The 22618-nt window shown below is 62.0% G+C and carries 19 protein-coding genes and 1 pseudogene; 14 read left to right on the top strand and 6 right to left on the bottom strand.

Features of this window, described 5'->3' with window-relative positions:
• Window positions 1–37: 37 nt before the first annotated feature.
• The 5 genes from DEH80_RS02550 to DEH80_RS02570 all read right to left on the bottom strand — a co-directional run bounded on the left by DEH80_RS02550 (window position 38) and on the right by DEH80_RS02570 (window position 5287).
• Window positions 38–1279: a SufS family cysteine desulfurase gene (locus tag DEH80_RS02550; protein ID WP_243412735.1), complete on the bottom strand. Its 1242-nt coding sequence runs from the start codon at window positions 1277–1279 to the stop codon at window positions 38–40.
• On the bottom strand, window positions 1276–2529 hold the full coding sequence (gene sufD, locus DEH80_RS02555; protein ID WP_109718896.1) for a Fe-S cluster assembly protein SufD: 1254 nt from the start codon (window positions 2527–2529) through the stop codon (window positions 1276–1278). Before sufD ends, DEH80_RS02550 begins: the two co-directional genes overlap by 4 nt.
• The gene (gene sufC, locus DEH80_RS02560) at window positions 2529–3278 is read right to left on the bottom strand and encodes a Fe-S cluster assembly ATPase SufC (protein WP_109719026.1); all 750 of its coding nucleotides are present in this window, start codon (window positions 3276–3278) and stop codon (window positions 2529–2531) included. Before sufC ends, sufD begins: the two co-directional genes overlap by 1 nt.
• Before the next feature lie 64 nt (window positions 3279–3342).
• The gene (gene sufB, locus DEH80_RS02565) at window positions 3343–4794 is read right to left on the bottom strand and encodes a Fe-S cluster assembly protein SufB (RefSeq protein WP_109718897.1); all 1452 of its coding nucleotides are present in this window, start codon (window positions 4792–4794) and stop codon (window positions 3343–3345) included.
• Between the two features lies 1 nt (window position 4795).
• Window positions 4796–5287 carry an SUF system Fe-S cluster assembly regulator gene (locus DEH80_RS02570; protein ID WP_109718898.1) on the bottom strand — a complete coding sequence of 164 codons (492 nt, stop codon included), beginning with the start codon at window positions 5285–5287 and terminating at the stop codon, window positions 4796–4798.
• A gap of 152 nt (window positions 5288–5439) precedes the next feature.
• On the opposite strand from DEH80_RS02570, the gene DEH80_RS02575 reads away from it, so the two are divergent.
• A complete protein-coding gene (locus DEH80_RS02575) occupies window positions 5440–5916 on the top strand; it encodes an acyl-CoA thioesterase (RefSeq protein ID WP_109718899.1) in 477 nt (158 codons plus the stop codon).
• Here the strand turns inward: DEH80_RS02575 and DEH80_RS02580 are convergent.
• On the bottom strand, window positions 5913–6452 hold the full coding sequence (locus DEH80_RS02580) for a YqiA/YcfP family alpha/beta fold hydrolase (RefSeq protein ID WP_109718900.1): 540 nt from the start codon (window positions 6450–6452) through the stop codon (window positions 5913–5915). The genes DEH80_RS02575 and DEH80_RS02580 overlap by 4 nt on opposite strands.
• 41 nt (window positions 6453–6493) lie before the next feature.
• On the opposite strand from DEH80_RS02580, the gene DEH80_RS02585 reads away from it, so the two are divergent.
• The 13 genes and pseudogenes from DEH80_RS02585 to phoU all read left to right on the top strand — a co-directional run bounded on the left by DEH80_RS02585 (window position 6494) and on the right by phoU (window position 22598).
• Window positions 6494–6781 (top strand): hypothetical protein, encoded by a 288-nt coding sequence (locus tag DEH80_RS02585; protein WP_133249088.1) that lies wholly within the window; start codon window positions 6494–6496, stop codon window positions 6779–6781.
• A 72-nt stretch (window positions 6782–6853) separates the two neighbouring features.
• Window positions 6854–7141, top strand: coding sequence for a hypothetical protein (locus tag DEH80_RS02590; protein ID WP_109718902.1), 288 nt, complete (start codon window positions 6854–6856; stop codon window positions 7139–7141).
• A gap of 2 nt (window positions 7142–7143) precedes the next feature.
• Window positions 7144–8592 carry an alpha/beta hydrolase family protein gene (locus DEH80_RS02595; protein ID WP_109718903.1) on the top strand — a complete coding sequence of 483 codons (1449 nt, stop codon included), beginning with the start codon at window positions 7144–7146 and terminating at the stop codon, window positions 8590–8592.
• Window positions 8593–8620: 28 nt separating this feature from the next.
• A complete protein-coding gene (locus tag DEH80_RS02600; RefSeq protein WP_109718904.1) occupies window positions 8621–9739 on the top strand; it encodes a beta-ketoacyl-ACP synthase III in 1119 nt (372 codons plus the stop codon).
• Between the two features lie 53 nt (window positions 9740–9792).
• Window positions 9793–12405, top strand: a complete 2613-nt coding sequence (gene pepN, locus DEH80_RS02605) for an aminopeptidase N (protein ID WP_109718905.1) — start codon at window positions 9793–9795, stop codon at window positions 12403–12405.
• Window positions 12406–12559: 154 nt separating this feature from the next.
• A complete protein-coding gene (gene phoB / locus DEH80_RS02610; RefSeq protein WP_109718906.1) occupies window positions 12560–13252 on the top strand; it encodes a phosphate regulon transcriptional regulator PhoB in 693 nt (230 codons plus the stop codon).
• Complete coding sequence (gene phoR / locus DEH80_RS02615) at window positions 13249–14553, top strand: phosphate regulon sensor histidine kinase PhoR (RefSeq protein ID WP_109718907.1); 1305 nt, start codon at window positions 13249–13251, stop codon at window positions 14551–14553. Before phoB ends, phoR begins: the two co-directional genes overlap by 4 nt.
• Before the next feature lie 94 nt (window positions 14554–14647).
• Window positions 14648–15613: a PstS family phosphate ABC transporter substrate-binding protein gene (locus DEH80_RS02620; RefSeq protein ID WP_109718908.1), complete on the top strand. Its 966-nt coding sequence runs from the start codon at window positions 14648–14650 to the stop codon at window positions 15611–15613.
• A gap of 107 nt (window positions 15614–15720) precedes the next feature.
• The gene (locus DEH80_RS02625) at window positions 15721–16869 is read left to right on the top strand and encodes an OprO/OprP family phosphate-selective porin (RefSeq protein ID WP_133249089.1); all 1149 of its coding nucleotides are present in this window, start codon (window positions 15721–15723) and stop codon (window positions 16867–16869) included.
• A 146-nt stretch (window positions 16870–17015) separates the two neighbouring features.
• Window positions 17016–19301 (top strand): ABC transporter permease subunit, encoded by a 2286-nt coding sequence (locus DEH80_RS02630; RefSeq protein WP_109718910.1) that lies wholly within the window; start codon window positions 17016–17018, stop codon window positions 19299–19301.
• Window positions 19298–20995 (top strand): phosphate ABC transporter permease PstA, encoded by a 1698-nt coding sequence (gene pstA / locus DEH80_RS02635; RefSeq protein ID WP_109718911.1) that lies wholly within the window; start codon window positions 19298–19300, stop codon window positions 20993–20995. The genes DEH80_RS02630 and pstA overlap by 4 nt, the downstream gene beginning before the upstream one ends.
• Before the next feature lie 122 nt (window positions 20996–21117).
• Window positions 21118–21849: pseudogene (gene pstB / locus DEH80_RS02640) on the top strand (phosphate ABC transporter ATP-binding protein PstB); the annotation flags it as partial.
• Between the two features lie 20 nt (window positions 21850–21869).
• On the top strand, window positions 21870–22598 hold the full coding sequence (phoU, locus tag DEH80_RS02645) for a phosphate signaling complex protein PhoU (protein ID WP_109718912.1): 729 nt from the start codon (window positions 21870–21872) through the stop codon (window positions 22596–22598).
• The last annotated feature ends 20 nt before the right edge of the window (window positions 22599–22618 follow it).

A 22618-nucleotide genomic window follows, 5' to 3' on the forward strand; every position in this document is an offset into this window, starting at 1 on the left:
CAATAAACTTGAGCGATGGGCGGTGTCGCCCATCAGCTTAGCGAAGAATCTCGGCAGCGATTTCGGTTGCAGCGATAAGTTGTTGAATGTCCTCAAGGCTGTTGTAGCACGCCATGGACGCGCGCACCGTGCCCGGGACGCCGAATTTCGCCATGGTTGGCATGGCGCAATGATGTCCGGTTCGAACGGCGACACCCGATTGGTCGATGAGTGTGGCCAGATCCTGTGGGTGTACGCCATCGATGACGAAGGACACGATGGGCGCCTTGTCGGCAGCGGTTCCGATGAGCCGCAGTCCCTGGATTTGCTGTAGCCCCTCGGTTGCCGCGTGCAGCAACACTTGCTCGTGGGTCAGCAGCGCCGCGTGATCCAGGGCATCAAACCACTCGATCGCGGCGGCCAGGCCGATGGCGCCTGCGATGTTGGGCGTTCCGGCCTCGAACTTGTAAGGGAGTTCGTTCCAGGTGCTGGCTTCCAGCGTGACGGTTTCAATCATCTCGCCGCCGCCGTGCCACGGCGCCAGACGATCCAGCCACTCCGTGGTTCCGATCAACGCCCCGATGCCTGTGGGGCCGTAGGCCTTATGACCAGAGAGCGCGACGAAATCCGCATTCCAGGCCTGGACGTCCATGCGCTGATGCACCGTCGCCTGTGCCGCATCAATGAGTACAGCAGCGCCGGCTGCGTGGGCGGCATCGACCAGTTGGCGGACGGGATGAATGGTGCCCAGGGCATTGGAACAGGCAGCGACCGACATCAGCTTGACGCCCTCTAACAGGGCATCAAGATCACTCAGGTCAAGCGTTCCATCTTCCGCAAGCGGAATCCAGCGCAGCGTGGCGCCAGAGCGCTGGCAGGCCAGCTGCCAGGGCACGATGTTGGAGTGGTGCTCCAGTTCTGAGATCAGCACGGCATCGCCGGGTCCGAGCTCGGTCTGGGCGAAGCACTGAGCGACCAGGTTAATCGCCTCGGTCGTGCCACGCGTCCAGACCACCTCGCGGCGATCACGTGCATTCACGAAACGGGCGAGCCGGTCGCGAGCAGATTCGTAGCGTTCGGTCGCCCGCTCGGCCAGGGTGTGCAGACCACGATGCACGTTGGCGTTGTCGTGCCTGTAGTAGTGATCCACCGCTTCCAGCACGGCCAGCGGTTTCTGCGTGGTCGCGGCATTATCGAGATAGGCCAGACGGCGACCCCGGACCTGCTGATCGAGCACGGGGAAATCCCGGCGGATCTGCTCGACATCCAAACCTGACCCGTTGGCAGCCACTGCACTCACGCGAAATCCTCCATCGCCTCGGCACCGGGGAGTCGTGAGACCAGATGGCGGCGCACGGTGTCGCGAAACACCTTCGGAACCCGCTGCAGAGCTGGCCGCACAAAGCTTTGAATCAGCAGGGCCCGGGCCGCATCGCGGGGCACGCCCCGGGTGCGCAGATAAAACTCAGCCTCGTCGTCCAGCTGACCCACAGTCGAACCGTGGGCGCAGGCGACGTCATCGGCATAAATTTCCAGTTCCGGCTTCACATTGGCCTCGGCGCCGGGGGTGAGCAGCAGACTGGCCAGCTGCTGCTCCGAATCGGTTCCGTCAGCGCCGCGCGCCACGTGGACGAGGGTGTCGAGAATGACACGTCCCCGATCCCGCGCCAGGGCGCGGCCGGTCGTCCGGCTGCTGCAGTTCGGCGCGAGGTGGTCGATGCGCAGTTGGTGATCGGCGTGGGACTTGCCACCGGCAAACAGCAGGGACTGAACGTGACAACTGGCGCGCTCGCCAACGAGCTGGGCCCGGACGTCCAGCCGGCCGGGGCGGGCACCCAGCTCGAGTAAATTGGCCGTGAGGCTGGCATCCCGGTCGATGCGCGCGTCGATGAGATCGACCTGCTTGTGGCGTTCGGAGGTGTCCTGCAATCGGGTCAGGTTCAGGTTGGCGCCGGCAGCGAGTGTCAGCGTCCAGTTCTGGGTGGACAGGGCTGTCGCCTCATGGCTAAGCGACTGCTCCAAGATGGTGGCCGTCGCGCCGGGCTCGAGCACGATGTGATGGCGCAGGTGATGCATGCTGCCGTTGGCGTTTTCGCTGGTCAGATTCACCACTTCCAGCGGCCGGGGCAGGCTGACGCCCTCGGGCACACGCAGTCGCAGCCCATGGCGCGCGAGCGCGACATTCAAGCCCGCGACGGCATGCAAGGGCTCGCCATCCGGCGGGGCGACGGACTCGGCTTCCCATTCCACGCCCGACGGCAGCTCGCCAATGCTGGAGCGCGTGATGTCGAAGATCCCGTTAATGAACACAAAACGGTCGGTGTCCGGCAGCAAGGCCACTTCCGGAACCGTGTCCTCGGACACCACTGCGGCGACCCAGGGCGTATCGGCGAGGTCGCTCAGATCCGTGTACTTCCAGGCTTCTAATCGCTTGGACGGAAAACCCTCGTGCTGCAGCTTGGCCAGCGCCTGTGTGCGCCAGCCACGCTCGTTACTTGGCCAGACGCCCGACTCGAAGACGTTTTCCAGGGTGTCGAATGCAACAGACATCAGGCTGCTTCACCCGTGACCCAGCCATAGCCCCGGGCTTCCAGCTCACGCGCCAAGTCCTCACCACCCGAACGCACGATGCGGCCTCCGGCGAGCACGTGCACGTGATCGGGTTTCACGTAATCGAGCAGGCGCTGGTAATGGGTGATGAGCACGAAAGCGCGGTCCGGCCCGCGCAAAGCGTTAATGCCATTGCTGACCAGTTTGAGCGCATCGATGTCCAGGCCGGAGTCGGTTTCGTCAAGCACGGCCAGGGCCGGCTTGAGCAGCTGCATCTGGACGATTTCATTCCGTTTTTTCTCGCCGCCAGAGAAACCCTCGTTCACCCCGCGGTGGATCATGTCAGTCGGCAGGTCCATGGATTCCATGGCCTGACGGATCTCCGCCAGAAACCCCATGGCATCGATTTCGGGTTCGCCCCGGGCGGCCCGCCAAGCATTGACCGCAGCTTTCAGGAAATAGGCGTTGGACACGCCGGGAATTTCAACCGGGTATTGAAAGCCCAGGAACAGGCCCGCGACTGCGCGCTCCTCGGGCTCCATGTCGAGCAGGTCCTGGCCGTTAAAGCGGACCGACCCCTCGGTGATCTCGTACCCGGGGCGACCGGATAGCACGCCACCCAGGGTCGACTTGCCGGACCCGTTGGGCCCCATGACAGCGTGGACTTCGCCAGCGCCGATGGTCAGGTTGATGCCGTGGAGAATGGGCTTGTCCTCGACCTGGGCATGCAGATTCTTGATTTCGAGCATGGTGTTCATCCTGTTGGCGTTGCCGCCGGTGCGGCAACGATGAAAAGTGGGCTGCGGGGGAGGGTTAACCCACCGCGCCTTCAAGCGACACGGCCAGCAGCTTGCCGGCCTCGACCGCAAACTCCATGGGCAGTTCGCGGAACACGTCTTTGCAGAACCCGTTGACGATCATCGAGACGGCGTCTTCTTCCGACAGCCCACGTGAACGGCAGTAGAAGAGTTGATCTTCACCAATACGCGAGGTTGTCGCCTCGTGTTCGAGGACGGCGCCGGGGTGTCGCACTTCCGTGTACGGGAAGGTGTGGGCGCCGCAGTTGGGCCCGATCAGCAGCGAGTCGCACTGCGTGTGGTTGCGGGCGCCTTCGGCCTTGGGGCTGATCCGCACCAGTCCGCGGTAGGACTGATCGGACTGGCCGGCGGCGATGCCCTTGGAGACGATGGTCGAGCGCGTGTGCTTGCCCAGGTGAATCATCTTGGTGCCGGTATCGGCCTGCTGATGATTATTCGTCACGGCCACGCTGTAGAACTCGCCGATGGAGTGATCGCCACGCAGCACGCAGGACGGATACTTCCAGGTGATGGCGGAACCGGTTTCGACCTGTGTCCAAGAGATGTGTGAGTGCTTACCGCGGCAATCCCCACGCTTGGTCACGAAGTTGTAAATGCCGCCACGCCCGTCCTCGTCACCGGGGTACCAGTTCTGGACGGTGGAGTACTTGATCTTGGCGTTGTCCAGCGCCACGAGTTCAACCACGGCGGCATGCAGTTGGTTTTCATCACGCTGGGGGGCGGTGCAACCCTCCAGATAGGACACCTGACTGCCTTCCTCGGCAATGATCAGGGTGCGCTCGAACTGGCCGGTGTTCAGCTCGTTAATCCTGAAGTAGGTCGACAGTTCCATCGGGCACTTCACACCCTTGGGAATGTAGACAAAGCTGCCATCGGTGAAGACGGCCGCATTGAGTCCGGCAAAGAAGTTGTCGCGGGCCGGCACCACGGTTCCGAGGTACTTGCGGACCAGTTCGGGGTGCTCCTGCACGGCCTCGGAGATCGAGCAGAAGATCACGCCCGCATCGGCTAGCTTCTCGCGGAATGTCGTGTGGACCGACACGCTATCGAAGACGTAGTCCATGGCCACGCCGGCCAGGCGCTTCTGTTCTTCCAGCGGAATGCCCAGCTTCTCGTAGGTTTCGAGTAGCTTGGGGTCGACCTCGTCCAGCGACTTGGGCATGTCGGCCATGGACTTGGGGGCCGAATAGTAAGAGATCGACTGGTAGTCGATGTCCGGAATGTCCAGATGCGCCCACTGGGGTTCAAAGCGTTCCTTCCAGACCTTGAATGCGTTCAGGCGCCATTCCAGCAGCCATTCCGGCTCATTCTTCTTGGCCGAGATGAAGCGGATCACTTCTTCATCCAGACCCGGGGGCAGGGTGTCCGACTCCAGATCGGTGACGAACCCAGCCTCATACTTGCGGGTCTTGATCCAGTCGCGCAGTTCTTCAGTGCTGGTCGCCATATCAAGCTCTTGTCATACGTTGAATCGAATCGGCCGGCACGGTGACCGGGGCGGGCGGCGCAAAGCGACGGGCCAAGGCGGCAATCCGCCCTGACCCTGGAGAGGCCATGTCGGCCAACGACACCTGTTCCAATGCCATGCGCACGGCGCGGTTAATCAAGTGCCAGTTGCTACGGGCACCACAGGACTGCTCGATCTCGCAGCGATGGTCGTGGATCGAGCACTCGGTTAAAGCGATCGGGCCTTCGATGGCTTCGATGATGGCGGTGACCGAGATATCGGCTGCCGGGCGGGCCAGCGCGTAGCCGCCATGGGCTCCACGTTCCGACTGCACCAGGCCGGCGCGCGCGAGGTCTTTCAAGACCTTGCGTGCCGCATCCACCGGCAGGTTCGCGGCGGCCGCCAAATCGGTTGCGCTGCGCCGACAATCGCTTTGCGCCAGCGTGGTCATGATGACCGTGCCGTAATCAGTCAGTTTGGATAGCCGTAGCAAGGACCGACACTCCTTCTTGGAAAGAGGACTTAATTGGTCCTAATTGTAGGCGCCATGCAGGGGATCCTCAAGCTGGGTCGGGCATTCGAACAACCACGCGGCCGGCCGGCGCCGACTCGCATCCATGCATTCGGGGTGGATAGACTGGTGGCATGACAACAACCACCGCATCCTCGACTCCAGCCAGCCCGTCTTTCGATGTGCCCGATCCGTACGTCGAGGTCCGGCGGGTGGGTGAGGCCGATATCGATCGACTCGGACACACGAACAATGTGGTGTATCTCGGATGGCTGGAGGCAGTGGCCTGGGCGCATTCCGAAGCACTCGGTCTGGACTGGGCGCTGTACCAACGCATTAATGCGGCGTTCGTGGCGCGTCGCCATACGTTGGATTATTTGCGCGCCACCCATGTGGGCGACGAATTGCACATTGCGACGTGGATTGCAGCCAACCCGGGGCGTGCGACCATGGACCGGGCGTATCAGATTATTCGGGCCGCAGATGGCGTGACCGTGCTACGCGGCACAACGCAATGGGCCTGCGTGGATCTGCAAACCGGACGCCCGCGGCGCATGCCTCCAGAATTCGCTCAGGGCTTCAAGGCCGTTGCGACACAGGACCCGGACTAAGGCGAAACGGCGTCCGTGCCGGCGACCAGGCGCGTCAGAAACCGATCGAATAACTGCTCGATGAGCGGCAGGGCGTCGATCAGGCGATGACTGTCTTGAACCAGGTGCAATTCGGCTTGGTGCGTTTGCGCAAAGCGAATGGCCGACGCGGGCGGGATGATGTCGTCCTGCCAGCCATGGACCACGGCGCTGTGTCTGGGGATGCCGCTGGGTTCCTCGTCGAAACCCGGGTAGTAAAGCGCAGGGGCCAGCAGAAACAAGCCATTCGGTTGCAGGGCCTCACAGGCATGAGCGCTGACATAGCCCCCCATGGATGAGCCGCAAAGCACCAGCTGCTGCGCGCGCGGAGCCAGCGCACGTAGCTGGTCGACGCGGGCCTGGGGGTCTTGCGTGTGCCGGTAGTCGGGGCTCTCGACAGCGAAATGGTGCTGGCGTGCAACCTCGGCCAGGGCTTGAATCTTGGTGCCCCAGGGGCCGCTTTCCATGCCGTGAGCAAAGACGACGAGACGGTCCGTAGGCTTGGGTACTGTTGGCATGGCTCGAAGTTTGGGCTGGGATGCAGTCTAATCAGGCTGTCATGGCGAGAACGAAGGCACAACGCAATCCCGAGCGGCTCGATATCCGTATGAGCTTTACCGTGCGGTACGGCGAGGAGCCGGACGACCAGCTGGTGGTCATGAATGAGCGACCGCTGAAGCTTGTGGGCAGCGTGTTCCGTTATCGCGACAAGATCATGCAGACGTTGGCATCGACCTTGGTCAAGGTGGCCTTGCTTCAGCCCAAGGTTGCCAAGCGTGTGGTCGGTACGACACGCAAGGCAGGTCGGCGAGGGGCGCGTCGCACGCCGTCCGAGCGTCGTCGCTAGTCCCACCGCAGACGGAGGGCACTGACGCCAACCGCTGCACTGCTGTTTTCAGAATTCGGAAATGCAGGTCCCATGCGTTACCTCTACTACCTGAACTGCGCCATGATGGCGCTCTCGGCCGTGCTAACCGTCGTGCTGGCCGTGGTTTGTCTGATCTACGTGCTGTACCTCGGACGTGAGCCCCAGTTACAGCAGGAACTGCGGCTGCTGTTCGTGACCACGGGCTTGTTCGGTGTCATGACCGCCGGTGGCGTGGTTGCCGTGCTCGGCCAGCACCGCGGTCGGCCCTGGCACTGGGGCGGTTTGCTGATCTGGTCGGGCACTCTGGCCTTGACGCTAAGTCTGTTTGCGCCGGCCTGACATTGGACACGGTACTGATTCATCGAGCGCGTCAGTGGCGCGCGATCCCTGCCATCCTGGCGGCATTGATCTGGTTGGTCCTGTCACTGCAGGCAGCGCTGTGGGGCGCCGTACTGCTGGTGCCGGTTGCACTGTTGCTGGTCACGGGCAGTACCAGTGCCTGGCTCCACGCAGGTGACAGCCGGCCGCATCAGCTCATGGCCATTGGAAGCGTGCTGGGGGTGGTGTTGCTGCCGTTTGCGGGCTGGGCACTGGGGTGGTGGGCCTGGCTGCTTGCCGGGCTAGCTGTGGGGATCCTGCTGAGCTCCGGGTGGCTGGCGACGGTGGAGCAGCTACGCCCGGCGGGGGTTCCGAATCCGCCGGCCAGCATCGCGCTGTCGGCTAAGGTGGCATTGGATAACGCCTTGCTGGGCTATTTCGTAGGCACGGCCCAGATTCCCGGTCCCGGCAATGCCCATCGCATCGCCCGTGAAATGATCGACGCTGATGCCCTGATGCGGGCGCGGGGATGGATCACCAATCCGGCCCAGTTTCACCGGGCACCGCCGCTGCCCTCGGATGTGAGCAGCCGGCAACGCAGGGTGATGGGGCAATCCTTTGTGCATTTACGCTGGACCAGCGGGTTTCAGCCGCATGCGGGGCTACCGGCCGCCGCTCGCTACATGGCGCATGACGGCCCCCGGCACATGCATGCCTGGATGCTGCAGCATGATGATGGACCCAGGCCTTGGTTGATTGCGATCCACGGGTATCGGATGGGAGTGCCGGGCATCGATTTGTCGCTGTTCTCGCCCCGGTGGTTGCACGAGCGTCTGGGACTGAACGTGCTGCTGCCGGTGCTGCCGCTACATGGACCACGTCGCATCGGCCGGCGGAGCGGCGATGGTTATCTCGGCGGCGAGTTTCTTGATCTGGTCCATGCACAAACCCAGGCACTGCATGATCTCAGGGCTTCGGTACACTGGCTCAAGCAGGTGCAGCAGGCCGAGCGCATCGCGGTGCTGGGCTACAGCCTCGGTGGTTACAACGCTTCGCTACTGGCGACCTACGAGGCCGAGCTGGACTGCGTGATTGCCGGGATCCCGCTTGCCGACGCCGCTGACGTGCTCTGGCGACATTTTCCCGTGTTGCCCAGGCGATCCATCGAAGCGCTGGGTGTGACCGAAGCCATGATGCGGGGTGTGATGCATCCACTGTCTCCGCTGGCTAGACCGTCGATGATTCGCTCGGACCGCTGCGCGGTGTTCGGTGCGGTTGCGGATCAGCTCGTGCCGCCGGCTCAGGTGCAACGGCTGGCCGCACACTGGGGACTGGACGCACCGACGTGGTACCGCGGGTCGCACCTGAGCGTGCGCCGCGAGGCGCTCGCCCGGTACGCAGTGGAGCGCGCATTGCTGGCGGCAGGAATGGTTGATCGGGAAGACACCGCGCCTCGGCCGCTGATCGGATAGAATCCGGCGAAATTCGTCGGAACCCGACATGACTCAAATCGTGATTTCCGGGACGGGGCTCTACACCCCGCCTGAATCGATCAGCAACGAAGAACTGGTCGAGTGCTTCAACATCTGGGCGACGCGGTATAACACCGAACATGCCGAGGCGATTGCTGCTGGCAAGGTGGAACCCAAACCCCTCTCCAACGCGGAATTCATCGTCAAAGCCTCTGGCATCCGCAGTCGGCATGTCCTGGATAAGAAGGGCATCCTCGACCCTGAGATCATGCGGCCGCAGCTGCCCACCCGCGGCAATGATGAACCCTCGCAGATGTGCGAGATGGCCGTGGCCGCCGCGCGTGAGGCCCTGGCCGAGGCGGGCCGTGAACCAGCAGATGTCGACGCCGTGCTGTGCGCCGCGTCCAACATGCAGCGCTCATACCCCGCGGTCGCCGTGGAGATTCAGCACTATCTCGGCTGCGGTGGTTATGCCTATGACATGAACGTGGCCTGTGCCTCGGCCACCTTCGGCATTCAGGCTGCCGTGGACGCGCTGAGTGCCGGACACGCTCGCTGTGTGCTGATGGTGAATCCCGAGATTTGTTCAGGCCACCTGAATTTCCGTGATCGCGATAGCCACTTCATTTTCGGGGACGCCTGCACCGCGGTGGTGCTGGAGCGCGCGGATGATGCGCGCGATGGCGGCTTCGAGGTGATCGGCACCCGTCTCAAGACCCATTTTTCCAGCAATATCCGTAACAACGCGGGCTTTCTGAATCGGGCAGAGATCACGCCGCGCTCCGCAGATGACCGGCTGTTCATCCAGGAGGGGCGACGTGTGTTCAAGGACGTCGTGCCGATGGTGGTGGAACTGATCGGCTCGCATCTTGGCGCGCATGATCTGGCCCCTGCCGAAGTGCGACGGTTCTGGTTGCACCAAGCCAATCTCAACATGAATCAGCTGATCAGCAAGCGCTTGCTGGGTCGTGAGCCCAGTGATCAGGAAGCGCCGGTCGTGCTGGATGAGTACGCCAACACCAGCTCCGCTGGTTCTGTCATCGCTTTCCATAAATACAAGAGCGGCCTGGCTGCAGGCGACGTGGCCGTGCTCTGCGCGTTTGGCGCGGGCTACTCGGCCGGTTCCGTCATTCTGCGACAGCGCTAAGGCGCTCGTCGCTGGCGCACCGATTCTGGTGCCCAACCACCCACAGAATTTCCATGCGCAATACCTCCACGCAAGTTAAGTATCTTCGGGATTACCAGGCTCCGCTGTTCCTGGTCGATCAAACGCAATTGCATTTCGACATCCGCGACGGCGAAACGCTGGTGACGGCCACCCTAGAACTGGCGCGCTCAACGCCCGGTACCCAGGAGGCGCTAACGCTGGATGGCGATGATCTGACGCTGCTCTCATTGGTGGTCGATGGTCAGCCCTGGACCGACTACGAGGTTGGCGAGGGCGGTTTGGTGGTCAACGGATTGCCGGATCGATGCCAATTAACCACCCAGGTTCGTATCCACCCCGAGCAGAACACGGCGCTGGAGGGGCTCTACGCCTGCGGTCCTTACCTGGTGACCCAGTGTGAGGCCACCGGGTTTCGGCGCATCACCTATTTCCCGGATCGTCCCGATGTGTTGTCGCGTTATCGCGTGACCATCGAGGCGGATGCATCGCGTTACCCGACGCTTCTGTCCAACGGTAACTGCATCGAGTCCCGGTCACTGGATGGCGGTCGCCATGAGGCTGTCTGGGAAGATCCGCATCCCAAGCCTTGCTACCTGTTTGCACTGGTGGCCGGTGCGTTCGAACAGCTGACAGGTGAATACACCACCACGTCCGGACGCCAGGTCTCGCTGGAGCTTTACGCCGACCAAGGTCAGGGCCAGCGCTTGGGCTTTGCGCTCGAGTCGCTAATCGAATCCATGCGCTGGGACGAGATTCACTACGGCCGTGAATACGACCTGGACCGTTATCTCATTGTCGCGGCCGGCGCGTTCAACATGGGGGCGATGGAGAACAAGGGCCTCAACATCTTCAATACGAGCTGCTTGCTCGCCGACCCCGATACCGCCACCGATGCCGGCTATCGCGTGGTGCGTGATGTGATTGCCCATGAGTACTTCCATAACTGGACCGGCAATCGGATCACCTGTCGTGATTGGTTCCAGCTCAGTCTCAAGGAGGGCTTGACGGTCTTCCGCGAACAACAGTTCTCGGAGACCGTGAACGACCCCGCCGTGGCGCGCGTCGAACAGGTGCGCGGATTGCGGGCCTTCCAATTTCCGGAAGATGCCGGTCCGATGGCGCATCCGGTGCGTCCCGAGTCCTACGTCGAGATGAACAACTTCTACACCGCGACGGTGTATGAGAAGGGCTCGGAGGTGATCCGCATGATGCGGACCCTGGTCGGCGAGGCGGGTTTCCGCCGCGGCATGGATGTTTATTTCGACCGTCATGATGGCCAAGCCGTCACGATCGAAGATTTCGTCGCGGCCATTGAGGCCGGCAGCGGAGCTGATTTATCCGCCTTCCGCATCTGGTATGCCCAGGCAGGTACGCCGCTCGTGCAGGTGCGGGATCAGTGGGATGCATCGACAGGCACCTACCGACTGACGCTGAATCAGCAGTTGGCGGCCACGCGCGGCCAGCCCGATAAGAAGCCCGCACCGATACCGCTAAGCGTCGCCTTGTTCGATCAATCGGGTGGGCGGGTCAGCAGCCCAGCCCAGTCCGAACTACGTCAAACCGACGACGGTGTCATCGTGCTCGATCGGCCCAATGCCCAGGTGCAATGGACCGGTCTGGCCGAGCGGCCGGTGCTGTCCGTGCTCCGTGGTTTTTCCGCGCCGGTTCGACTGCATTTCGAACAGCCTGACGCGGATCTCGCCTTGTTGATGCGCGCCGAAGACGATGCGTTTGCGCGTTGGGAGGCCGGCCAGCGGTTGATTCACGCTGCGTTTGCCGATGTGCTCAAGGGTGATGATGCTCGCGGCAAGGCACGCCTGTCGGCGTTCTGCCAGGCCGTGGCCGCGACAGACCCCGAGGCTCCCATCGTGGGCGAATGGCTGGATATTCCGAGCACGATCGAGTTCACGGACGGGCTGGAACGGGTTGATGTGGATGCGGTGCTGGTCGCCGACAACGTCGTGCGACGCACCGTGGCCGAAGGCCTGCGGGAACAACTGGAAGCGTGGTATCTCGCCGCTGAGACGGAACGCCCCTATCGGTTTGACGCGCAGCAGGCCCATCGTCGGCGTCGGCGCGCTGCCTGCCTGCAGTTGATGGCACAGGTCGACGCCGACAAGGCTGTTGCCCTGGCCAGCGACCTGCTCGCCACCGCGGATAATCTCACCGACCGGATGGCGGCGCTGGCCGCCGTGAACGATCTGGACCGCCCGGAGCGGGCCCAGCTATTCCAGGCCTTTGCCGACCGTTGGGCGGATGAGGCCTTGGCCATGGACAAGTGGTTCCAATTGCAGGCGGTTTCAGCGGTCCAAGGTCTACCGGCAGGTATTGCCGAGCTGGCCCAGCGTCCGGATTACGATCGTGGCGTGCCGAATCGCGTACGGGCGTTGTTCGGCGCATTCGGGCAGCGGCATTTTGCCGGACTGCATCGTGGCAACGGTGAGGGCTATCGCTTGCTCGCCGACGAAGTGCTGACCATGGACGCTCTCAATCCGCAGGTCGCTTCCCGGTTGGTGCGTCCGCTGACGCAGCTGACGCGTATTGAGGGCGAGCGCGCGCGCTTGATGCGGACCGAGCTTGAGCGGATTGCCGCCAAGCAGGATTTGTCGGCCGACGTCAGAGAGATTGTTTCGGCGGCGCTGTGAGGCGATCGCGGCGTTTGCCTGTTGTGATGGGTTTGCTTGGCACGGGATCATGACACTGTCACAGTTTCGTCATCTCATCGCCATAGTGTTTCCGCGCCGTGAGCGCGGGGGGAGTGCGTGATCGGTGACCACCCGTTCAGCAAAAGCGCCACTCATGCAAGGCAAGCACATTCTCGTCGTTGAGGACGAAGCCCCGATTCGGGACATGGTTCGGTTCGCGCTGGAGCGCAAGGGGCTCAGCGTGGCCGAGGCTGCCGACGTCCAGGAGGCGCGGTTGGCGATGGCCAGCCGGCGACCCGATCTGCTGCTACTCGACTGGATGCTGCCCGGTGTGTCGGGGATCGAATTCGCACGTGAGATTCGCGCGGATAGCAACTTGCGCGATCTGCCGATCATCATGCTGACGGCTCGCGCCGAAGAAGAGGACAAGGTCCGTGGCCTGAATACAGGCAGCGACGACTACATGGCCAAGCCATTCTCCACCTCGGAGCTACTGGCACGTATTCAGGCCGTGTTGCGGCGGGCCCTGCCGGGCGGCGTCGATGAGCGTATCGAGGTTCAGGGCTTGGAGGTCGACACCGCCAGCCAGCGCGTGACGGCAAATGGTGAAGCCGTGAAGCTCGGCCCCACCGAGTACCGGTTACTGAATTTCTTCGTCAGCAACCCCGAGCGGGTCTACACCCGAGAACAGGTTCTTGACCGGGTGTGGGGCCAGAACGTCTACGTTGAGGAACGCACCGTGGATGTGCATATCCGCCGTCTGCGCAAGGCGTTGACGCCGTTCGGTTTCGCCGATTACATCCAGACGGTCCGCGGGACCGGTTACCGCTTCTCGACCAAGGTGTGACTGCCGATCTTGCATGGCAGGGAGAACTGCGGCGCATCGCCTTATGGTCTGCGCTGGGTCTGGTCGTCGGTACGTGGACAGATTCGGTTGCCTGGGGACTGTGCGCGGCCGCGTTACCGTACGCGTTCTGGCACACCGTTCAGGCCTATCGGCTGAATAAATGGCTGGCGGGCGGCCGCCTCAGTGAGATTCCCGAAGCCACCGGGCTATGGGGGTCTATCTTCGAGGGCATTTACAGCCTCAAGCGGCGCAATCGCAAACGCAAGCGTCGGCTTGCGGCCATTGTCTCGGAGTTCCAGGCATCGACCGCTGCATTGCCCGATGCGGCCGTCGTGATCAATCGCGATGAGGAGATTGTCTGGTTCAATCAGGCGGCCAGCCGCCTGCTGGGTTTCGGAACCCAGCGGGATGTCGGCCAGCGCATCGGCTTTCTGTTGCGCAGCCCCGACTTCAACCGCTATATCGAGTCGGGTGACTACGACAGCGGTGTGGAAATTGCCGCGCCGAACAACGAGGACGTCACCCTGAATGTGCGCATCGTGCCTTATGGCAACCAGCAGCGACTGCTCATCGCGCGCGATGTATCGCACCTGCATCGCCTGGAACAGACCCGGCGTGATTTTGTCGCCAATGCCTCCCATGAACTGCGCACGCCACTGACGGTCTTGTCCGGTTATCTGGACATGATGGAGCAGGAAGGTGAGGGCGAGCTCGACGGCTGGCGGACGCCAATCCTCGAAATGCGCAGTCAGGCCCATCGCATGCAGCGCATCATCACCGATCTGCTCAAGCTGGCACGGCTGGAAACCAAGACCCTGGACGTCGGCCTGGAACCGGTGGATATCGCCGATGTCGTCCGTGAGCTGGAGGATGAGGCGCGGGAGTTGTCGCAGGGCCGGCACCGGCTCGATTTTTCCGCCGAGCCTGGCGTATTCGTGACAGGGCGGCGTAGCGAGCTGTACAGCTGCTTGTCGAATCTGGTGTTCAATGCCTTGCAGTACACGCCGGAAGGCGGTGCAATCACCGTGCGCTGGTGGCGCGATGAGCGCGGTGCGCATTTCAGTGTCCGGGACACGGGTATCGGCGTGTCTAGCAAGGATTTGCCGCGATTGACCGAGCGCTTCTACCGGGTCGATGTGGCGCGCTCGCGGGAGACCGGTGGCACGGGCCTGGGGCTGGCAATCGTCAAGCACGCCCTGGAGCGCCACCAGGGAGAACTGGAAATCGAAAGCGAGGAGGGCCAGGGCAGTTGTTTCACCTGTCACTTTCCGCTGGAACGCCTGCAGGACAAAGCGGCCTGACTGTCACAAAACTGTCACACACGCTTCATAGCCTTCACACGCCTCGCGACTAGCCTCATGGCTGGTACACGCATCAACCCCCTAGGACATTCCCATGAAATTCAGACATTGCCTGGTCGCCTTCAGCGCGGCCGTCGCGCTGCCACTGTCGGTTCAAGCCGCCGGCGTAGATGAAGATCTTCCGACCTATCAGAAAGCCCAGGGTGTCGCTGGCAACCTGTCCAGCGTGGGCTCGGATACGCTCGCTAACCTGATGACGCTGTGGACCGAGGAGTTCAAGCGGCTGTACCCGAACGTCAATATCCAGGTCCAGGCCGCGGGCTCATCAACCGCACCGCCGGCCCTGACCGAGGGGACGGCCAACCTGGGTCCGATGAGTCGTCGTATGAAAGACGGCGAGATCGAGGCGTTTGAGCGCAAGTTCGGCTACAAGCCGACGCCGGTGGGTGTGGCTATCGATGCCCTGGCCCTGTTCGTCAACAAGGACAACCCGATCGAAGGCATGTCACTGCCGCAGGTCGACGCCGTGTTCTCCTCCACGCTCAAGTGCGGGGCCGATACCGCTGTGGATCGCTGGGGACAGCTTGGGTTGACAGGCGCTTGGACGGACCGCCCGATCCAGCTCTACGGCCGTAATTCCGTGTCCGGAACGTATGGTTATTTCAAGAAGGTCGCGCTTTGCAAAGGCGACTATCGCAATAACGTGAACGAGCAGCCGGGCTCGGCCTCCGTCGTGCAGTCCGTCGCCACCGGCCTGAACGCCATCGGGTACTCGGGTACGGGCTACGTGACCTCCGGCGTGCGCGCGCTGCCCCTGTCGAAGAAAGCGGGCGGCAAGCTCTATGCGCCGACCCCGGACAACGCCATTGCCGGCAAGTATCCGCTTGCCCGCGTGCTCTACGTCTACGTCAACAAGCACCCCAACAAGCCGATGTCGCCGTTGGAGGTGGAGTTTCTGAGCATGGTGCTCTCGAAGGTTGGGCAGGAAGTTGTGCTCAAGGACGGGTATATTCCGCTGCCTGCGGCCCAGGCTGCGAAGGAACTGGCCAAGGTCAAATAGACCAGCCGGCAAGTTCGTGCGAGACCTGGCGGGAGGCTCTGATGGGGTCTCCCGCTTTCTTTTGACAGGGGAGCCGCAGGTTCCGACAAGACACTGGGAGTACGGTAGTGATTAAGATCATCAAGGGAATGGCGCTGGCGGCCTGTGCCACCGGTTTGATTGCGCAGCCCGCGCTGGCGGATACGGTCTCGACCAAGGGCGGTATCAAGGTCAAGTCAGACGATGGCAGCTTTGTTGGGGAGTTTGGTGGCCGGCTGATGCTGGATGCCGCTGTCTTCGACAACGATACCGCCGATAACGCGAGTGGCACCGAGTTCCGTCGCCTCCGGCTGCACTCAAAGGGCAAGATTCACGGGCTCGGCTACAAGATCGAAGTTGATTTTGCGGATGGTGATACCGTGACCAAGGACGCCTACCTGCAGATGGCAGTCGCAGGCGGTAAGCTCACCATCGGTCAGTTCAAGCAGTATTTCACGATGGAGAACCTGACCAGCTCCCGCTATACGACGTTTATGGAGCGCTCTTATCTGACCAGCTTCTCACCGTCGTATCAGGTGGGTGTTGGCTACTGGGGTCATTACAACGCACTGGGCTTTGGCATCTCTGCATTCAATGCCTATCAGGATGAAGATGCAGATGGTGGCAGCGGCACCACGGAAGGCGTCGGCGGATCGGCCCGCGTGATTTTCTCGCCTTCACTGAGCGAGGACGTCACCTTGCACGTGGGCGGTTCGGCGCTCGTCACCGGCGGCATCGAAGGTCGTAACCGCGTTCGTGTACGGGCGGCCGGCCATCTCTCTGATGCGTCCCGTCCGGATATCGTCAACATCAACACCGGAGAGCGGTCCGAGTCGACGATTTTTGCGCTTGAGTTCGCGAGTATCGCGGGTCCGCTGTCGGTGCAGGCCGAATACCTGGGCGGCACTTTCGAAACCGAAACGGTCGAGCAGGATGTCGCAGCGTTTTACGCCACCACCAGCTACTTCCTGACAGGAGAGTCGCGTCCATTCAACGCCAAGACCGGTAAGTTTGGTCGCGTAAAACCGCGCAAGCCTCATGGTGCGTATGAGATCGCTGCCCGGTACGACTACGTGGAAAACGACAGCAATGACTTCGAAGTGGAGTCGGTCACGCTGGGCCTGAATTGGTACATGAACCCGCAGGTTCGCTTCATGCTGAACTACATCGCGGCCGATGTGGCAGAAGGCAGTGACGAGCCGAATGCGGTTACCGCACGGATGCAATTCGACTTCTAGTCGATTGCATTGCAGTCTGACGCCGGCCTGGTCGATTCGATCAGGTCAGCGTTCGGTTTTATCGTCCTGCCCGTCGCGACATCGGCCACGGGCAGGGCGAGCCGGGTAGTCATCCGACTGTCACCGGTGCTGATTAGACTTCGAGCATGGAACAGACATCCCGAGGCAAGCATCCAGGGCTGGACAAGGACGATCGCGCCGGTAGCGACCGCCTGATCCAGTGGCGCTACTTCAAGGACCGCATGGCCACGGTGGCCGTCGGGATCGGCGGAATCGGCGTGTTGGTCGCCATCTTGCTGATCTTCTTCTATCTCGCCTGGGTGGTCTTGCCACTGTTCGCGCCCGCGTCCATGGACAAGGTCGCCGAATATGCTGATCCGATCGGCGAGCCTGCCTTGCTGTTATCCGTCGAGGAGCAGGCCGAGGTGGCCACGCATGTTGGCACCGATGGCCGGGTCCGTTATTTCGACGTGCTCACCGGCGAGCTGCGCGGAGAGTCACGCATCCCGATTCCCGAAGGCGCGTCAATCGCATCCTTCGACCAGATTGACTCGAACCGCGGCGTGTTCGGCTTGCTGCTGGATAATGGCGGCCTGGTGGTCGTCAAAGAAGTCCATCAGATTCGATTTGATGACCAGGGGCGCCGAGTCGTCTCCAGCCTTGATTTTCCCTACGGTGAGGAGCCGATCGAGACGGGCCTGGGTGAGGTGCGGTCGCTAGATGTCCGCGTCAGTCCCGAGTCGCTGCTCATCGCCGCGGCCATGCCGGATGGTCGCATCGAACTCGTCCGCTATGTCCAGGAAGTGGGGCTGTTTGGTGGCAGCGGTGAGTTGACTGCAGATGAGCAGGCGACGCTGCGCCTGGATTTGCCGCCTGATCAGCGCATCGAGCGACTGCTGCTAGATCCCGCCGAGAACTGGCTACACGTCCTCACCGATGCGGGCGAGGTGGTCACCACGAACATCCGTCGCCTGGATCGTCCGGAACGTCTCGGACCCGTGACGGTGGCGGGCGACGGTGCTCACGTCGTCGATGCGCGGTACCTCAACGGAGGCATCTCGCTGCTGGTGACGACGTCCGACGGTCGCATTACGCAGCTCTTCCCCGTGCGCGACGAAGGCGCGGGCTGGCGCTTGCAGAAAGTGCGCGAGTTCGAGGCACCGGGCGAGGCCATGGTGTCGGCGCTGGATATTGAGCAACGGCGCCGAGGCTTTGTCGCGGCAGACGCCGAGGGTCGAGTGGCGATCTATTACGCGACCTCACACCGGCAATTGCTCAATGAGGCCGTGATGGACGGCCCCATCGCCGACATTGCACTGGCCCCGAGAGCCGATCGTCTGCTCGTGACGAGCCGGGACGGGCAGGTGTCGGTGTACGACGTCCACAACGAACACCCGGAAGTGTCCTTGAGTTCGCTGTGGGGCAAGGTCTGGTACGAGAGCTACCCCGAGCCCGATTACGTCTGGCAGTCCTCGTCGGCCACCAGCGATTTTGAACCCAAGTTCAGTTTGATGCCGCTGTCGTTTGGAACGCTTAAAGCCGCGTTCTACGCCATGCTGTTCGCCATGCCGCTGGCAATATGTGGCGCGATCTACACGGCGTATTTCATGTCGCCCGAGTTGCGTCAAATCGTTAAGCCCACCATCGAGATCATGGAGGCCTTGCCCACGGTGATTCTGGGCTTTCTCGCGGGGTTGTGGCTGGCGCCGGTGCTTGAACTGAATATGCCCGGGGCTTTTCTGCTGATTTTGATGTTGCCGCTGGCGATTCCGCTGTCGGGCTTCCTGTGGACACGGTTTCCGGCATCGATTCGGCATCGTGTCCCCGACGGCTGGGTGCCCGCGCTGCTGATTCCTGTGGTCGTGTTCATCGGCTGGCTGGCCTTCGCGCTATCGCGCCCGGTCGAGGCGGCGTTGTTTGGTGGCAGCATGCCGTTGTGGCTGAATAACGAGATGGGTATTACCTACGACCAGCGCAATGCCTTGGTCGTGGGCTTGGCGATGGGCTTCGCCGTCATCCCGACGATTTTCTCCATTGCTGAGGACGCGGTGTTCTCGGTTCCCAAGCAGCTGTCGCAGGGCTCGCTGGCGTTGGGGGCCACACCCTGGCAGACCCTGGTCCGGGTGGTGTTGCCAACCGCGAGCCCCGGCATGTTTTCTGCGGTCATGATTGGTATGGGCCGCGCCGTGGGCGAGACGATGATCGTGCTGATGGCCACCGGCAATACGCCGATTATGGACATGAGCATCTTCCAGGGCATGCGGACGCTGTCGGCGAATATCGCCGTCGAGATGCCGGAGTCCGAGGTGGGCAGTACGCACTTCCGACTGTTGTTCCTGTCGGGCTTGGTGCTGTTCCTGTTCACATTCTTCTTCAACACGCTGGCGGAAGTCGTTCGTCAGCGGCTCCGCCGTAAGTACAGCACGCTATGAGCCAGCAGAAGTCGATTACCCGCACGCGCGCCGGCAGCTTTTCCGAGTGGTATGCCTCCGGGCAGCCCTGGGTCTGGTTTACCGGTGGTGCAGTGGCCTTGTCCGGACTCATGGTGGTGGGGCTGCTGGCGCTCATCGCCATTCGCGGTCTCGGTCACTTCTGGCCCGCTCCGATCATCGAGGCGGTGTATGTCGAACCGGGAGAGGCGCCGAGACCACTGATCGCACAGCTGGGCTACAGCGAAACGGTGAGCACGGCGCGGTTGCAATCTGCCGGGATACCGGTGGACGGCGATCAGGAGTTCTACGAACGGCGGCTGGTCAAGGTCGCCAATCGTGATGTTTACGGCGCAGATTTCCGCTATTTACTGGACGACTGGATTCAGCAGCGGACGACTCCTGAAACGCTGAGCGTGTTCGAACGGCTGGAGTGGGGTGATCTTTACGGCTATCTGATTTCGGTCAGCGAGCATGGCGAGCCGATTGCTGGCGAGGGGGATGACCTCTGGTCCGTGTTCAAGACGCGGCATGCGCGTGCGCGCGACCTGTACCACCAGATCGAACACATCCAGGAAGGCGCCATCGGCTCGGTCAACTACGAGTTAGAGCAGCTGCGTCTACGCGAGCGACGACTCGAACTGGAAAACAGGGTAACGGATGAGGCCCTGGCGCGTATTCAGCAGGAGCGGGACACACTCAACGCCGAATACCGGGCGTTGCAGCAGGAGCTGGATGCCCTGAACGCGGCGATCGAGCGTGACAGCATTACCGTGCGGGTGCAGAACGAACAAACCGTCACCGTGTCACTGGCCGAAGTCGTACGGGGTTATCGGCCCAATGCGATGAGCCTGCTGGGCAAGCTCCGGTTCTACTTCGCCAAGATCTGGGAGTTCGTCAGCGACGATCCACGAGAAGCCAATACCGAGGGCGGTGTGTTTCCGGCCATTTTCGGGACGGTGCTGATGGTGATGCTGATGTCCGTTTTCGTGACACCCTTCGGCGTGGTCGCCGCGCTGTATCTGCGCGAATACGCCAAGCAGGGTGTGGTGACACGGGTGATTCGCATCGCGGTCAACAACCTGGCCGGCGTGCCCTCCATCGTCTACGGCGTGTTCGGACTCGGGTTTTTTGTCTACGCCCTGGGCGGCTCCATCGACCAACTCTTTTTCCCGGCGGCGCTCCCGTCGCCGACCTTCGGCACGGGCGGTATCTTCTGGGCATCGTTGACCCTGGCGCTGCTGACCTTGCCGGTGGTGATCGTGTCCACGGAAGAGGGGCTGGCGCGCATTCCGCGCTCGCTTCGTGAGGCCAGCCTGGCCCTGGGAGCCACCAAGGCAGAGACGCTTTGGAAGATCGTTCTGCCCATGTCCAGCCCGGCCATGATGACAGGTCTGATTCTGGCGATCGCGCGGGCTGCAGGAGAGGTCGCGCCGTTGATGCTGGTCGGTGTGGTGAAGTTGGCGCCGTCACTGCCGCTGGATGGCAACTTCCCCTACCTGCATCTGGATCGCAAGTTCATGCATCTGGGCTTTCACATCTACGACGTTGGTTTCCAAAGCCCGAACGTCGAAGCCGCGCGGCCGCTGGTCTACGCCACCGCGTTGTTACTAGTCCTGGTGATCGTCATACTCAATCTCGCCGCCGTTCGAATTCGCAACCGGTTGCGTGAACGTTACCGGGCTCTGGAGCACTAAATATCATGGAGCAACCCATGCGAAGCAAAGACAAGGATGCCTACATCGAGAATCTCGACGTGAGCGAGATCGGTGCGCGTCCCGTCGCTGCGTCTGCCGCCGACACGGCCATGTCGGTACATGATCTGAACCTGTACTACGGGGAGAAGCAGGCGCTCAAGAACATCAACCTCGACATCAAGAAGGGAGAGGTCACCGCGTTCATCGGGCCCAGTGGCTGCGGCAAGTCGACATTGCTGCGCTGCTTTAACCGGATGAACGACCTGGTCGATACGGTGCGCATCACCGGCGAGATTCGATTGGGCGACAAGAACATCTTCGATAAGGACGTCGACGTGGCACGCCTGCGCCGTCAGGTCGGCATGGTGTTCCAGAAGCCGAATCCGTTCCCCAAGTCGATTTACGAGAACGTGGCCTACGGCCTCCGTCTGGCGGGCGTCAAGAAAAAGCGCGTCCTCGATGAAACGGTGGAGTGGGCACTCAAGGGCGCGGCGCTCTGGGATGAGGTCAAGGACCGGCTCAATGAATCGGCATTGGGCATGTCCGGTGGTCAGCAGCAACGCCTGGTGATTGCACGATCCATCGCCATCCAGCCCGACGTGTTGCTGCTGGACGAGCCCTGTTCAGCGCTGGACCCCATCTCGACGTTGAAAGTCGAGGAGCTGATCGCCGAGCTGAAAAAAGACTTCACGATTCTGATCGTGACGCACAATATGCAGCAGGCGGCCCGTGTGTCGGATTACACCGCCTTTATGTATCTCGGTGAGATGGTCGAGTTTGGAGATACCGACCAGCTATTCACGAACCCGAGCAAGAAACAAACAGAAGACTACATTACGGGACGTTACGGCTAGTCAACGTCTCTGGAGACCCCATGAGCAACGCAGATCTGCATCTTTCCAGCCATATTTCTAAGCAGTTCAATGCCGAACTGGACGATATCCGGCAACGGGTCTTGACCATGGGCGGGCTGGTGGAGCAGCAGGTCTCGGAGGCCGTACGTGCGCTGACCGAGGCCGATGGGGAACTGGGTCAGCAGGTGGCCAATCGCGATTACAAGGTCAATGCCATGGAAGTCGGCATTGATGAGGAGTGCATTCGCGTGCTTGCGCGTCGGCAGCCGGCCGCCACGGACCTGCGCCTGATCATGGCGGTGGTCAAAACCATTACCGATCTGGAGCGGATCGGCGACGAGGCCGAGAAGATCGGCCGTATGGCAGCCAGCCTGGCAGCCAACCCCACGCCGGCGGGTTCGCTGTCTCCGGTGGAGACCATGGGGCGGCGGGTGTCCAGCATGGTGCACCGCGTACTCGATGCCTTCGCCCGTCTGGATGCGGAGGATGCCCTGGAGATCGCCAAGGAAGATCGCAAGGTCGACTCCGAGTATGACGCGATCTCCCGCCAGTGTCTGACCTTCATGCTGGAAGATCCACGCACCATCCGGCCGGTGATGGACTTGCAGTGGGCCGCCCGTGCACTTGAACGCATTGGCGACCATGCCAGCAATATCGGCGAGTACGTGATCTATCTGATTCAGGGCAAGGATGTGCGCCATACCAGCCTGGCTCAGATGGAAGCCGAGTTGGAAGCCCGGAACGGCTAGTTTCAAACGCTGATCGGCGT

Origin of the sequence: Abyssibacter profundi (assembly GCF_003151135.1) — a bacterium.
Classification (GTDB): Bacteria; Pseudomonadota; Gammaproteobacteria; order Nevskiales; family OUC007; genus Abyssibacter; species Abyssibacter profundi.